The 11,916-nt window shown below is 62.8% G+C and carries 11 protein-coding genes; 4 read left to right on the top strand and 7 right to left on the bottom strand.

All coding sequences use genetic code 11. The features are described from left to right. Positions 1-19: 19 nt before the first annotated feature. On the bottom strand, positions 20-1,324 hold the full coding sequence (locus JEY66_RS04575; RefSeq protein ID WP_016845363.1) for a c-type cytochrome: 1,305 nt from the start codon (positions 1,322-1,324) through the stop codon (positions 20-22). 390 nt (positions 1,325-1,714) lie between these two features. On the opposite strand from JEY66_RS04575, the gene JEY66_RS04570 reads away from it, so the two are divergent. Together JEY66_RS04570 and JEY66_RS04565 are read left to right on the top strand one after the other, a co-directional pair. Next, complete coding sequence (locus tag JEY66_RS04570) at positions 1,715-2,923, top strand: MFS transporter (RefSeq protein ID WP_018269007.1); 1,209 nt, start codon at positions 1,715-1,717, stop codon at positions 2,921-2,923. A 50-nt stretch (positions 2,924-2,973) separates the two neighbouring features. Then, complete coding sequence (locus JEY66_RS04565; protein ID WP_050994241.1) at positions 2,974-4,098, top strand: alkene reductase; 1,125 nt, start codon at positions 2,974-2,976, stop codon at positions 4,096-4,098. A gap of 39 nt (positions 4,099-4,137) precedes the next feature. Here the strand turns inward: JEY66_RS04565 and JEY66_RS04560 are convergent, their stop codons facing one another. Together JEY66_RS04560 and JEY66_RS04555 are read right to left on the bottom strand one after the other, a co-directional pair. After that, positions 4,138-5,406, bottom strand: coding sequence for an adenylate/guanylate cyclase domain-containing protein (locus JEY66_RS04560; RefSeq protein ID WP_016845367.1), 1,269 nt, complete (start codon positions 5,404-5,406; stop codon positions 4,138-4,140). A 1-nt stretch (position 5,407) separates the two neighbouring features. Next, the gene (locus JEY66_RS04555; RefSeq protein WP_016845368.1) at positions 5,408-6,313 is read right to left on the bottom strand and encodes a LysR family transcriptional regulator; all 906 of its coding nucleotides are present in this window, start codon (positions 6,311-6,313) and stop codon (positions 5,408-5,410) included. Between the two features lie 127 nt (positions 6,314-6,440). Between JEY66_RS04555 and JEY66_RS04550 the strand changes: the two genes are divergently transcribed. After that, positions 6,441-7,379: a ring-cleaving dioxygenase gene (locus tag JEY66_RS04550; RefSeq protein ID WP_016845369.1), complete on the top strand. Its 939-nt coding sequence runs from the start codon at positions 6,441-6,443 to the stop codon at positions 7,377-7,379. After that, positions 7,376-8,011, top strand: coding sequence for an alpha/beta hydrolase (locus JEY66_RS04545; RefSeq protein WP_016845370.1), 636 nt, complete (start codon positions 7,376-7,378; stop codon positions 8,009-8,011). Before JEY66_RS04550 ends, JEY66_RS04545 begins: the two co-directional genes overlap by 4 nt. 388 nt (positions 8,012-8,399) lie before the next feature. On the opposite strand, the gene JEY66_RS04535 is transcribed toward JEY66_RS04545, so the two are convergent. From JEY66_RS04535 to JEY66_RS04520, 4 genes are read right to left on the bottom strand one after another with little or no spacing between them, the layout of a single operon-like run. After that, a complete protein-coding gene (locus JEY66_RS04535; RefSeq protein WP_026191910.1) occupies positions 8,400-9,080 on the bottom strand; it encodes a YoaK family protein in 681 nt (226 codons plus the stop codon). Between the two features lies 1 nt (position 9,081). Beyond that, entirely contained in the window at positions 9,082-10,503 is a 1,422-nt protein-coding gene (locus tag JEY66_RS04530) for an alginate export family protein (protein WP_016845372.1), read from the bottom strand. Positions 10,504-10,518: 15 nt separating this feature from the next. After that, positions 10,519-11,451: a VOC family protein gene (locus JEY66_RS04525; protein WP_018269010.1), complete on the bottom strand. Its 933-nt coding sequence runs from the start codon at positions 11,449-11,451 to the stop codon at positions 10,519-10,521. Then, positions 11,448-11,915 carry a DoxX family protein gene (locus tag JEY66_RS04520; RefSeq protein ID WP_016845374.1) on the bottom strand — a complete coding sequence of 156 codons (468 nt, stop codon included), beginning with the start codon at positions 11,913-11,915 and terminating at the stop codon, positions 11,448-11,450. The genes JEY66_RS04525 and JEY66_RS04520 overlap by 4 nt, the downstream gene beginning before the upstream one ends. Position 11,916: the final 1 nt, after the last annotated feature.

Genomic DNA, 11,916 nt, shown 5'->3' with positions numbered 1-11,916 from the left:
TATCCTTGTTCGGTCCAACTCACCGGCCGCCTCTTGCTTCCGCAACCGCTTTGGCCAACCCATTCCATTGCGGCCTTCCGGCAAACCGGGTGCGCAAGTAGTTGACGAGATCGGATATCTGCCGGTCGTTAAGGACATCGCCGAAACCGGGCATGATGGGATGCGCGGAAGCGCCGGCAGCCGCCGGTATCCCCCGCACCACCAGATTGATCAGGTTAGCGGGCGTCTCGTCTGCGACCGCGGTGGAGAGATCGAGTCTCGAGCCGCCGAGCGGCAAGGGTCTGCCGCCATCGTGGCACGACGCACAGACGGTGGCGTAGATCGCACCGCCCGGCTCGGACGGGATGGCGGGCGTCGCTGCCTGAGCGCCGGCGGCTTGCGGCAGGCGCCCCGGACCCGAAGCTGCCCGCTCCGCACCATTCCGCCCCTCTCCTTTGCCGAGAGAGGCGAGATAGTGGGCCATTGCGCCGATGTCCGCGGGATCAACCTGGGACAAATTGTCGACCACGTTCGCCATAGGCCCCTGAGCGGTCCCATGCAGGGGATGCGAGCCGCGCGCAAGATAGTCCGCGAGGGCGGCTTCGTCCCATGTGACTGGCGATAGTGAACCTCGCCCGAGCGCATAGGCGCGCCAACCTTCGGCCTCGCCTCCTGCAAAACCAGCCGACGTCCTTTCCGCGCCGAGAAGATTTCGAGGGGAATGGCAGGCACCGCAATGCCCCAGTCCGTCAACCAGATACTTTCCCCTGTTCCATTTCTCGTCCTTCGACGGGTCGGAAACGAAACGCGCCTGGCGGAGGAAGAGAATCTTCCAGCCGGCCAGCGTCAGACGGACGTTGAGCGGAAACGGAAGTCCGTTAGGTGGCGCCGATGACCTGACCGGATCGATCGACATGAAGAAGGCGTACAATGCCTTCGCATCGTCGTCCGACACACGCGTGAAATGGTCATACGGAAAAGCTGGATAGAGGTGGCGTCCTTCGCGATCGACGCCGGATTGCAGAGCGCGAATGAACGCCTGCTCCGACCATCGCCCGATGCCCGTCTCCGGATCTGGCGTGATGTTGGTGGAGTAGATCGTTCCGAAGGGCGTTGGCATCGCAAGCCCTCCGGCATACGGGAGTCCGTCGGGCGCGGTATGGCATATGGCGCAGTCGCCAAGGAGGGCAAGACTCGCTCCACGGCGCAGCACGGCACGATCCGGTGCGCCGAGCGACCTCGGATCGATCGGAGGAATCGGTGATTCCCAAGCATACAAAAGTGCAGCCGTCCCACCGAACGTCCCGATGGCAAGCAGTGCGAGCAGAACGAACCTCAGCTTCATCACCCGCCTCTCCTGGATGCGAATGCCATATCAGGCGGGTCCGGGTGTCTTCTTTTCAGTTTCATGCGCGACTTGCACACCCCCCCGATCACAGTTCGACGAACCAATCCAAAGCGTGCGTATGGAATCCAAGACGTCCGTTCATCCGCAACGTAAGGATCGATCAAGACTCTCACGTCTGAAAAGCGAACGTGCGGACAAGATGTCATCGCGGCGATCACCAACATCGTTGCGGTCGCGCGCCGACGGAGCATACGCACATAGGAGCCATCCCTTTTTGGCGACACCTTGCTATTTATCGATTGATAATTAACTGTCGATCCTGCTTGAGGTCAAGAGCCGGGCGCGTCGAACCGAGACTGCGTGCCGACGAAACGAGGATTTGCCGCCATGTCGACGTCAACAATTGCGACGGACCAACAGGCGCCCGAACTCACGCGCGCACGCACGCTCGCCATGGCGATCTGCGCCGGGATCGCGGTCGCGAACATCCATTATAATCAGCCTCTGCTCGGCCTGATCGAGGCGAGTTACCCGAATTCATCGGCAATCGGTCTCATTCCCACGGCCACGCAATTCGGCTACGCCGTCGGCCTCCTGTTCCTGGTGCCCTTGGGGGACCTGGTCGAAAGGCGGCGCCTCATCGCCGCGCAGTTCGTCATTCTAGCGGCGGCTCTTGCATTCGCCGCGGTCGCCCCGTCCGCGCTCGCGTTGATCGCCGCGTCGCTCATGCTCGGCGTCGCAGCAACCGTGGCCCAACAGATCGTCCCGTTCGCCGCGACGCTTGCCGACGACCGGACCAGAGGTGCGGCAGTCGGAACGGTGGTCAGCGGAATTCTGGGCGGCATTCTCCTCAGCCGCACGATAGCCGGCTTCGTCGGGTCGCACTTCGGATGGCGCGAGATGTTCTGGCTCGGCGCGCCTTTGGCGCTCGGCGCCGCCGCGCTGGTCCGCCTGATCCTGCCGCGCCACCATGTGCCGCAAGGTATCGGATACCCTGCCGCGCTGCGCACGCTCGTCCACCTTCTCGTCGAGGAGCCGACGCTTCGACTGGCCGCAGCGACGCAAGCGATGCTGTTCGCCTCCTTCATCGCCTTCTGGACAGTCTTGTCCCTCCATCTGCGGGAACCGGCATTTGGACTCGGTCCCGAGATTGCTGGCCTGTTTGGCGTCATCGGCGCGTCGGGAATGCTCGCCGCGCCGCTGGCAGGTCGCGTAGCCGACAAGCGGGGTCCTCATCTCGTGATTGCGATCGCTGCCGCGGTCTCGCTCTCCTCCTGGGCTATTTTTGGAGGCTGGAACGCCGTCACGGGATTGATCGTCGGCGTCGTGTTGCTCGACGCGGGCGTGAACGCTGCGCTCGTCTCAAATCAGCACCTTATCTTCGCCCTGCGTCCCGAGGCGCGAAGCAGGCTGAACACCGTATTCATGACGGCGATGTTCGTCGGCGGTTCTCTCGGATCGCTCGGTGCGAGTTGGGCATATACGCACCTGTCATGGCTCGGCGTTTGTGGATACGGGGCCGCGCTTGCGACGGCGGGTCTGCTCTTGCAGCTACCGACGGTTTTGTCCCGGGCCGGCAAGACGTCACATCACTGACGTCACTCTCCTGTGAATGGATCATTTTGAAACTGGAAGGAGCGAGACACATGGCGGGTCTCTTTCATTCGACCGCTTTGGGCGATCTTAGTCTTAAAAACAGAATAGTAATGGCCCCAATGACGCGCTCGCGCGCCGACGAGCGCGGCGTCATCAATCCCTCCGCGTCGGAGTATTACGCAGCGCGGGCGAGCGCCGGCCTTATCGTGACTGAAGGCGTGAACGTGGGACCGATGTCCCGCGCCTTCGACCGGACGCCCGGTCTCTGGACGGAGGAACAGACCGAGGGATGGAAAGCGGTCGTCGATCGAATCCACGAAGAAGGAGGGCGCGTCGTCGCGCAACTCTGGCACGCCGGGCGGGCGAGCGCGCGTGGCCTGCTGTCCGACAAACAACCGCTATCTCCGTCGGGCGTGAACGACGATCTGGATCGGCTGCAGGTGTGGGCGCTCCTCGCCAACGACGCATACGTGCGGATCGCTGCTACATCGTCGCGCGCAATGACCCCTGCGGAGATCCGGGGCGTCGTGAGCGAATTCCGACTTGCGGCCGCCAACGCCGTGCGCGCAGGCTTCGACGGCGTCGAGATCCATGGCGCCAATGGTTATCTGATCCACCAGTTTCTGTCACCGACGATTAACCTGCGAACCGACGAGTATGGCGGGAGCGCCGAACGACGATCCAGGTTGCTTCTGGAAATCGTCGCGGCGATTTCCGATGTCGTGCCGCGTTCACGGATAGGACTGCGGCTATCGCCTTTCGCCGACTACAACAGCGTTCGGGACCCGAAACCTGAGGATACCTATCGGCAACTCGCGCATTGGCTGGGGACTGCCGGGCTTGCATATCTGCACCTTGCCGACACCAACGCCTGGACCGGAGCGCCCGACTACAAAAGGATGCTGCCGATATTCCGTGGACTCTATCGCGGGCCCCTCATCGTCAATGCGGGTATCACCCCCGAGCACGCCGCGCGGATCGTCGATTCCGGCGAGGCGGACGCGGTCGCTTTCGGCCGTCTCTTTCTCGCCAATCCGGACCTTCCGGCGCGAATTCGGGTTGGCGGCCCCTACAGCTCACCGCAGCCGTTCGGGATATATGGCGGTACGGATTCCGGATATCTCGACTATCCGACGCTCGACACTGGCAGCAGAGAGGCCGCTGAGCGAGCCTAGTGCTAGCCGGACCGTGGAACTGGCAGGCCAGTGCATCCATTAGCTCGCCAGTCCGTAGACGGACATCCGGGCGGAGACGCCCCGCAACTGGTGCTCACCGAGATGCTCGACATCATGAGAGAGATGTCGGGCGACGGCTTCCGTCATGAGCAAGTCCCGGCCTATGATCTTGGTGAGCGCTTCCACGCGGCAGGCCTCATTGACGGCGGCGCCGATGACCGTGAAGTCAAGGCGGTCCGGAGCGCCGATATTGCCGAAAAAAACCTCACCTTCGTGAAGGACGATGCCTGCCCGCAGCAAGGCGTGGCCTTCGGCATCGAACGCGACACAGACGTTCCGATTGGCGGCTTCGAGTCTGGCAATTGCCTCCCTTGCCGCCGAGACGGCCGCACGCGACGCTTCGGCAGTGCCGACCGTCACCGGAAAGACGGCGAGCATTCCGTCGCCGATGAACTTGAGAATTTCGCCGCCGTGAGCGGCCACGGCGCTCACCATCGCCTCGAAGTAGGCGTTAAGCAGCACCAGCATGTCGGTGGGGGCCAGTACGTCCGACATTGTCGTGAAATTTCGGAGATCCGAGACCCAGATCACGGCGCGGATCGAGTCTCCTGCGCCGCGCTTGATCGCGCCTTCGAGCACCTTGGCGGCGGCGCCGTAGCCAAGGTAGGCGCCCAATGCGTTTTCGGAGATCTTCAACTCGCTGTGCCGTTGCACGTGCAGGGCGAAGAGTCTGAATACGCGGGTCAGGACATCTATCTCCGCGTCGGCGAAGCCGCCGGCCGCTTTCGTCGCGATGGTGATCACGTTACGTGTATCCAGACCCGATAAGGGAATCGCCACGTAGTCGACCATTCCGGCGGCCGCGAGTTCGATCATGATGGGAAATTCCGCCTGCGCCGACGGTTTATTCGGAGCCCGCCGGATCGTCTTGCCGGTCTCCACGATCCGTTGTAACGGATTGAGTTTGTAAGCATCGGAATCGATCGCCGCGTCAGCGACCCGCACCTCGTCGCAGAAACCATCGTCGGCGTTCCAGACCCACGCGAACCCCACAAGTTGGGGGTGGAGCGTGCCGATGTGCAGGGTCAGTCGATCGATCGAAGAACCGGCGGCCTTCATCCGACGGATCAGCTTGACCAGGAGATCGATCATCCGCCGCTCGGCGGAGGCCTCTTCCAGGAGCCAGTTTTCGATCTCCACGAAGGTGTCCACGCCGCCGACGGCAGCCGTGATTGGCCCGGCTCGTCGCACGAACGTGACGGACTGGGGATAGGATCGAGGCGACGGATCGGCAGTCTCGGAAGCCATTTCAGTTCCCTTGGGCGTCGACTTCGCGCCCGAAGCGCTGGACCAGGAAGTCGATGAACAGTCTGACCTTCACCGACAAGTGTCTCGTCGGCGGATAGATCGCATACAGCGTCAGTGGCGGGGCCCAAAAATCCTTCAGGATCGTCTTGAGGCCTCCTTTCCGTAGCGCATCCGCGGCGATGAATTCGGGGATCAAGGCTATGCCCCTTCCGCTGACGGCGACGTCGCGCAGCACCTCGGCATTATTCACGCACAGTGACCAGGCGGGTTGAATCCAATGCTCTCCGTCTGCTCCGGTCAGCTTCCACTGGTTGCCGGTGAGCAGGAAGCCATACGTCAGCGAGACGTGATCGCGGAGATCCCGCGGGTGCGACGGCGCACCATGCTTTTCGAGGTAGTCGGGAGACGCGCAGATCACCCTTGGCATGGGCGTAATCTTGCGCGCGATCAGGCTGGACGATTCCAGGTCGGCGATGCGAAGGGTGACGTCGAAGCCGTCCTGTACGGGATCGACGAGGTCGTCGCTCAGCACAAGCTGGAGCTGCAGGTCCGGATACATCTGCATGAAGTCGGCGAGCGCCGGTCCCAGCCTCAAAGTGCCGAAGGACATCGGCGCATTGATACGCAGAAGTCCGCGCGGAGCCGACTGCAGATGCGTGACGGCCTGATCGGCCGCATCGATCTCCGAGAGGATGACCAGCGCGCGTTCGAAATAGAGCTGACCGTTTTCGTTCGGGCTCGCGTGCCGCGTGGTGCGGTTGAGGAGTTGGACGCCAAGACTTCCCTCCAGATCGCCCACGTATTTGCTGATAGCGGACCTGGACAGCCGCAGTTGACGCCCGGCCTCGGAGAAACTGCCGGTTTCCACAACCTTCACGAAGGCCTGCAGGCTGGCCACCTTATCCATAGATTGATCCCAATTGTCGCCAATTCGTAGACAGTAGTGTCATAGAAGCACGGATTGTTCTCTGATCAAAGCCGTTCGATATCTCCGGCCAGAGCCCGAGCGGCTCCTTCCAACCCCGGAGAGCAAGATGTCAGGCATCCACCACGTCACCGCCATCGCAGGCGAACCGCAGAAGAACTTCAGCTTCTACACGCGGGATCTCGGCCTGCGCTTCGTCAAGAAGACCGTCAATTTCGACGATCCGGCCACCTACCACTTCTACTACGGAGACGAGACCGGCCGACCGGGCTCGATCCTCACCTTCTTCCCCTGGGACGGAGCTCCCCCCGGACGACGCGGCGTCGGCGAAACCCATCAGACGACCTTCCGCGTCCCGCAGCGTTCGCTGGGCTATTGGACGCAGCGCTTCCTCGAGAAGGGCATCAAATACGAGGCGCTCGAGAAACGTTTCGGCGAATCCGTGCTTGCATTCTCCGACCCGGACGGCATGGCGCTTGCGCTCGTCGGCATCGCCGGCGCCGGGGAGGAACCTGCGTGGAGCAATGGCGACGTGCCGGTGGAGCATGCGATCCGCGGCTTCCAGGGCGTCACGCTCCTGCTCGACGATGCGGCCAAGACCGCGAATATCCTGACCGACGTGTTCGGCTTCCGCGAGACCGCACGAGAGGGCTCCGTGACGCGCTTCAAGGCGCCCGGCGACGCGCAGGGCAACGTCGTCGATATCTATGAGGCAAAGGGCTTTCTGCGCGGCAGCCAGGGACGCGGCTCCGTGCACCACATCGCATTCCGTGCAAAGGACGATGCCGAACAAGGGGTCATGGCTCAGAAGCTCGTCAGCAATCACGGGCTGCATCCCACCGAGCAGAAGGACCGCAACTACTTCCGTTCGATCTACTTCCGCGAGCCTGGGGGCGTCCTGTTCGAGATCGCGACGGACATTCCGGGATTTGCAGTGGACGAACCGGTCGAAACGCTCGGCCGCGACCTGAAACTGCCGAGCTTCCTCGAGCCGCACCGCAAAGAGATCGAGGGCGTGCTGCCCGAACTTCAAGGAGCGGTATCATGACCGCGAAGTCTCCGTTCATCTATCGCTTCGAACCCGGGAGCACCGCGAATGCCCCGCCGCTGCTGCTCCTTCATGGCACCGGCGGCGACGAGAACGATCTGCTGCAGCTCGGTGCCATGATCTCGCCGGGCTCCCCGCTCCTGTCGCCTCGCGGCCGCGTTCTCGAGAACGGGATGCCACGTTTCTTTCGCCGCCTCGCGGAAGGCGTCTTCGACGAGGAAGACGTCCGCCATCGCGCGCTCGAACTTGGGGACTTCGTCCAGGACGCTCGGGAGCGGTATGGCATCGGATCGCCGCTCGCCGTGGGCTACTCGAACGGCGCCAACATCGCCGCCGCGCTTCTCCTGATGAGGCCCCGGGTGCTGTCCGGAGCGATCCTGCTGCGCGCCATGGTCCCGCTGACGGACCCTCCGGAGGCGGATCTCGCCGGGAAGCCGGTCCTGATGCTGTCCGGACGTCACGACCCCATCGTGCCGGATGACAATGCCGCCGCACTTGCGGCCATGCTGTCGGCCGCAGGAGCCAAGGTGGACCATCGCGTGCTCCCGGCGGGCCATCAGCTTTCGCAGGCCGACATCGCTCTCGCCCGTACCTGGGTAGCCGAAACGAAGCACCGGGAGATGGTCCCCTGACGATCTCGCGCAACCTCCTGCGCACCCCGATCCACCGACCGGGGTGCGCCTCGGCGCGCCTCCGCTCTCCGCCGCGTGCATTCGTACAGAAACCACGGTCCTCGTTCGACCCTGTCGATCCAGTTTTCGATGAGGCCTGTCGATGCCATATCGTCATGCTCCTCGCACGCCGCGTGGGCCTCACGCAGCAAGGACGCACTCGGCGATGACGTCGGTCGTCGCGAATACCTGATCGCCCTGCTCGTCAAGCGGCAGCTAACCGTCGCAGAAGTGAGACCCGGTCCGGAGCGGGCCAGTCGCGTGGCTTCGGGTGAACGGTCCTGCATTCTCCCAAGGCCGATCGAAAGTTTTGCCGTCATGATCCCTTCGCCGTTTCCCTCCGGCGAGCTCACTTCGGCTCGGCGGCCGCCAGGAAGATGGCTGGCAACGCGACCAACGGAGGGATGACAAAACACCACGTCCCGAGCTTCGCGTAGAGAACCGCTCCGGCGGCGCACCCCAGCGCAAACACCGTCACGTTCGCTGCCATCTTCCCGAGACGCGGTTTGGCGACGGTCAATACCGGCACCGGCGCTCCCCTCAGAACGTCAGCGACGTCGATCATGATTTGGGTGGTGGTACCCGTCATGAGAGTGCTCGGGGGCTCCGTCCCCATGTGGATGCGATGCGCGGCGTTCTGAATGGCCATCGCAGCTACCAGGATCATCCCAGTGCAGATCGCCTGCCAGCTATCGCCTTGGACGAACGGTCCAAACCGGACGGCGCAGACCGCGCCGATCGCAAGCAGCAGCACCTTGAGGGCGAGCATCGAGCGGAAGATCGGTAAACCGATCGCGGGTAGAAAGAAGCTGAACAGCCGGGTACTGATCACGACCAAGCAGAAGACCGGCAGCGCCAATAGCTTCGCAAGGGCTCCGGAAGTCCCGAGCACCATGGCCGCGCCGAAGGTCACGAAGTTTCCGGTGACGTGCGCGGTGAACAAGCCCTGCAGCGCGAGATATCCCGCGGTGTCGACGAATCCCGCATTCAGGCTCATCAGCAGCGGAAGTAGGAGCATGTGCCGCGACATGTCACCAGCCGTACTGGAGTTGGACGCCGACATAGTTGCTGGTGTGTCCGCCAGCACGGATAATCGTGTCACCGACATCGAAATGCACCGCTTCGATAGCTCCCGTCAGATGGTCGTTGAAGGCGTAATCGACCCGGAGCTGGCCGTATGCCCCCGTCCAATTGCTGCCCTTGCCGGCGGTCCCCGCGATCGGCACATTGGGCTGGACGTAGATCGCGTCGGCCGTCGTCTCGCGCCATTGCAGGCCAATCGCTCCCATCACCTTCAGCCGGTCCGCCGGGCTGATGGTGATGGAAGGTTTGAGATGCACCAGGTTCACGTATCCCGTGTAACCGGCGAGCGTGAAGTAGTAGCCGTTCGGGAAGAGCGGGTTGAACGTGCCCAGCGTTCCGTCCGCGGGATGATGGTCTCCGGAGGCGGCGTCGAACTGGAGTCCCAGGCGAGGCTGCCATGGCACGCTCGCCAGCGTGTAGCCCGTTCGCGCGCCGACGGCCCAGGCACGAATGTCCTTGGTGCCCACCTGGCCCACCTGGCCCATGGCCTCCAGGTCCCAATCGAACTGCTGAGCCTTGCCAGCGAACCGTGCATCGAAGACGTGTCGGTGCTCCTCACCGAAGGCGTCGAGGTACTTGGCGTTGCTTCGTTCGTAGAGCGAATAGTAACCGGATAGCTCGTCGTCGCCGAGCACTTTGCGCTCGACCCTGAGCGTGCTGAATCGGAAGTTGTCGTTCGACGTATCGTCGAACGGACGCCCATCGAAATACTGCACCGGATGGCTGACGAAACCGATGAAACGCCAAAGGCCAGTCTCCCAATCGGCCCAAAGCGCATCGAACGACTGCCGAACGTTCGGTCCATCTCGCGATGACACGAAACGCTGCAGATCGAACGCGAAGTCCTGCCGGCCCACCCGAGCTTTGAGAGTCCCGTCGCCAAACTTGTCGACGTACTCGATGAATGCAAGGCGAAGGTCGAGCCTGTCCTGATCGACTGATGTGACGTTGAACTTATGGAACGCTCGGTCATCCTCCAACTGAACGAACGCTCGCCAGTTTTCATTGAAGTGGATATCGGCATGAACCTGCAGCCGCTGCAGGAAGTAGCTGTCCGAAGGCGTGCTGCCCGTACCGAAGCCCGCGGCGCCATTGCTTTCGAAACGCTCGCGCAACGTGGCTCCCAGCGAAATGTAGCTCTTCGGATCGGTGGCCCAAAGCGGAATGTATTTGAGGCCGTCGAACGGCTCCGTACGGAGCCTGGGATCGGCGAGAACCGACCAATCCTCCGCCCAGCGGTTCGCCTGAATCGCGGGCCGTTTGGGGAGCGTGGTGTCCCCATCGTCCGCCAGCGCGTGGTCGATACCGGCGCCTAGCGTGGCAAGCGCGAGGACGATCCCAAAACTCCACAGACCAGCCAGATCCGACATCGACCGTCGTCGCCCTTATTTACCACCGGCTCGGGCGGCACTCTTCGGCGCGAGCGAGTGGATTTCGGCGACGTAGCCGCCCGGAAACATGACGAACGCGATGGAACGGCCGTCCGACATATAAGGTTCGACGAGCACCGTCGCCCCGGCCTCCTTGGCCTTGGCGAGAGTGGCTGCGAGGTCTGCCACTTCGTAGCCCGTCGTCTCCCGTCCGTAGGGATAGGGCAGATGACCGTCCGTGACCAGTACGACCATCTTTCCGAACCCGGACTCGATTCGGATGCGCCTGTAGGTAGCGTCCGACCTACCGATCTCGGCGCCCGGCGCTCTCGCGTCGTCGGAGATGATCTTGCCACGGGAAAATGCAACGAAGCTCTTGGTGAACGCGGCCACCCGGTCGGGTGAGACGTAGACGCGGTTCTCCGGAATCCGCTCGAACGCGGCATAGGCGGGTTTCGTCGTGTGCCAGTAGATCTGGAGATTGACGCCGCCAGGCCACTGAATCACGGCATCCCGCCCGATGGGATCGGGGAAAGTGGAAACGATCACGTCGGCGCCCGCCGCGCGGGCCGCCTTGATTGCCTCGTCCATGTCGTTGACGAGGTAGCCGTTCCGCTCCGCGCCGAATGGATACGGGATCGGTGTCTTGAAGCCGAACAGGGATACCGTGCCAACAGGTGTTTGAAGCAGTTGCGACGTCGTGCTGCTTGGCGTAGGCGTGACGGTCGCCACCACCTGCTTGGTGCTCTTGCCGCCGAAGGTCGCCAGGAAGCTGGTCACGAACTTGTCCACGTCCTCGGGCGCTACATAGACGTGGGTCGTATCGTATTGAGGGGCGACGGCAACCACCGTCTCCTTGGACTTCGTCACTTCCTTTCCGGTGACCGGCGCAGCCGTCGCGATAGCCGCGGAAAACGCCAAAAGAGCGAGGATCCTTGTTGATTTCATTCCGATACTCCTTGAAAGGCCTGAGATCGCGCAGCTCGGCTCGAGCCGGAAGAAGCCCGGTCGGCAACGATCGATACGATGATGAGGCCCGAGATCAACCCGAGATGTTCGAAGAAGGCATTCGCGGCCATGAATCTCTCATGGCCAACCATTGTCCAGAACGCGTTGGCGGTGATCATCGCAACGAACGTCAGCACGCCGAGCCCGCCGGCACCGAGCCACACGAAGCGGTTGATGACGACGAGCAGAGAACCACCGAGTTCCACCACAATGGCAGTCGCGGCCCACAGCCACCCCGGATGCAGACCGAAATGTTCCTGCTCGGCCGCGGCACTCGCGAAGTCGAGCAGTTTGGTCAAGCCGCCAAGCAAGTAGGCCGACACCAGGGCGAGCCTGGCCGCATGCCACAGGAGTGGCCAACGAAGGATCGTGGAGATCAAGTTCGGCGAGCCCCCGGACGCCATG

Origin of the sequence: Bradyrhizobium elkanii USDA 76, assembly GCF_023278185.1 — a bacterium.
Taxonomy (GTDB): Bacteria; Pseudomonadota; Alphaproteobacteria; order Rhizobiales; family Xanthobacteraceae; genus Bradyrhizobium; species Bradyrhizobium elkanii.
The sequence above is the reverse complement of the archived record's forward strand: the minus strand, read 5'-3'. Positions and strand labels throughout refer to the sequence as shown.

What these genes read in the sequence shown, in the direction of transcription:
- JEY66_RS04575 (WP_016845363.1), bottom strand. Translation starts at nt 1,324, where the DNA reads ATGAAGCTGAGGTTCGTTCTGCTCGCACTGCTTGCCATCGGGACGTTC.
- JEY66_RS04570 (WP_018269007.1), top strand. Translation starts at nt 1,715, where the DNA reads ATGTCGACGTCAACAATTGCGACGGACCAACAGGCGCCCGAACTCACG.
- JEY66_RS04565 (WP_050994241.1), top strand. Translation starts at nt 2,974, where the DNA reads ATGGCGGGTCTCTTTCATTCGACCGCTTTGGGCGATCTTAGTCTTAAA.
- JEY66_RS04560 (WP_016845367.1), bottom strand. Translation starts at nt 5,406, where the DNA reads ATGGCTTCCGAGACTGCCGATCCGTCGCCTCGATCCTATCCCCAGTCC.
- JEY66_RS04555 (WP_016845368.1), bottom strand. Translation starts at nt 6,313, where the DNA reads ATGGATAAGGTGGCCAGCCTGCAGGCCTTCGTGAAGGTTGTGGAAACC.
- JEY66_RS04550 (WP_016845369.1), top strand. Translation starts at nt 6,441, where the DNA reads ATGTCAGGCATCCACCACGTCACCGCCATCGCAGGCGAACCGCAGAAG.
- JEY66_RS04545 (WP_016845370.1), top strand. Translation starts at nt 7,376, where the DNA reads ATGACCGCGAAGTCTCCGTTCATCTATCGCTTCGAACCCGGGAGCACC.
- JEY66_RS04535 (WP_026191910.1), bottom strand. Translation starts at nt 9,080, where the DNA reads ATGTCGCGGCACATGCTCCTACTTCCGCTGCTGATGAGCCTGAATGCG.
- JEY66_RS04530 (WP_016845372.1), bottom strand. Translation starts at nt 10,503, where the DNA reads ATGTCGGATCTGGCTGGTCTGTGGAGTTTTGGGATCGTCCTCGCGCTT.
- JEY66_RS04525 (WP_018269010.1), bottom strand. Translation starts at nt 11,451, where the DNA reads ATGAAATCAACAAGGATCCTCGCTCTTTTGGCGTTTTCCGCGGCTATC.
- JEY66_RS04520 (WP_016845374.1), bottom strand. Translation starts at nt 11,915, where the DNA reads ATGGCGTCCGGGGGCTCGCCGAACTTGATCTCCACGATCCTTCGTTGG.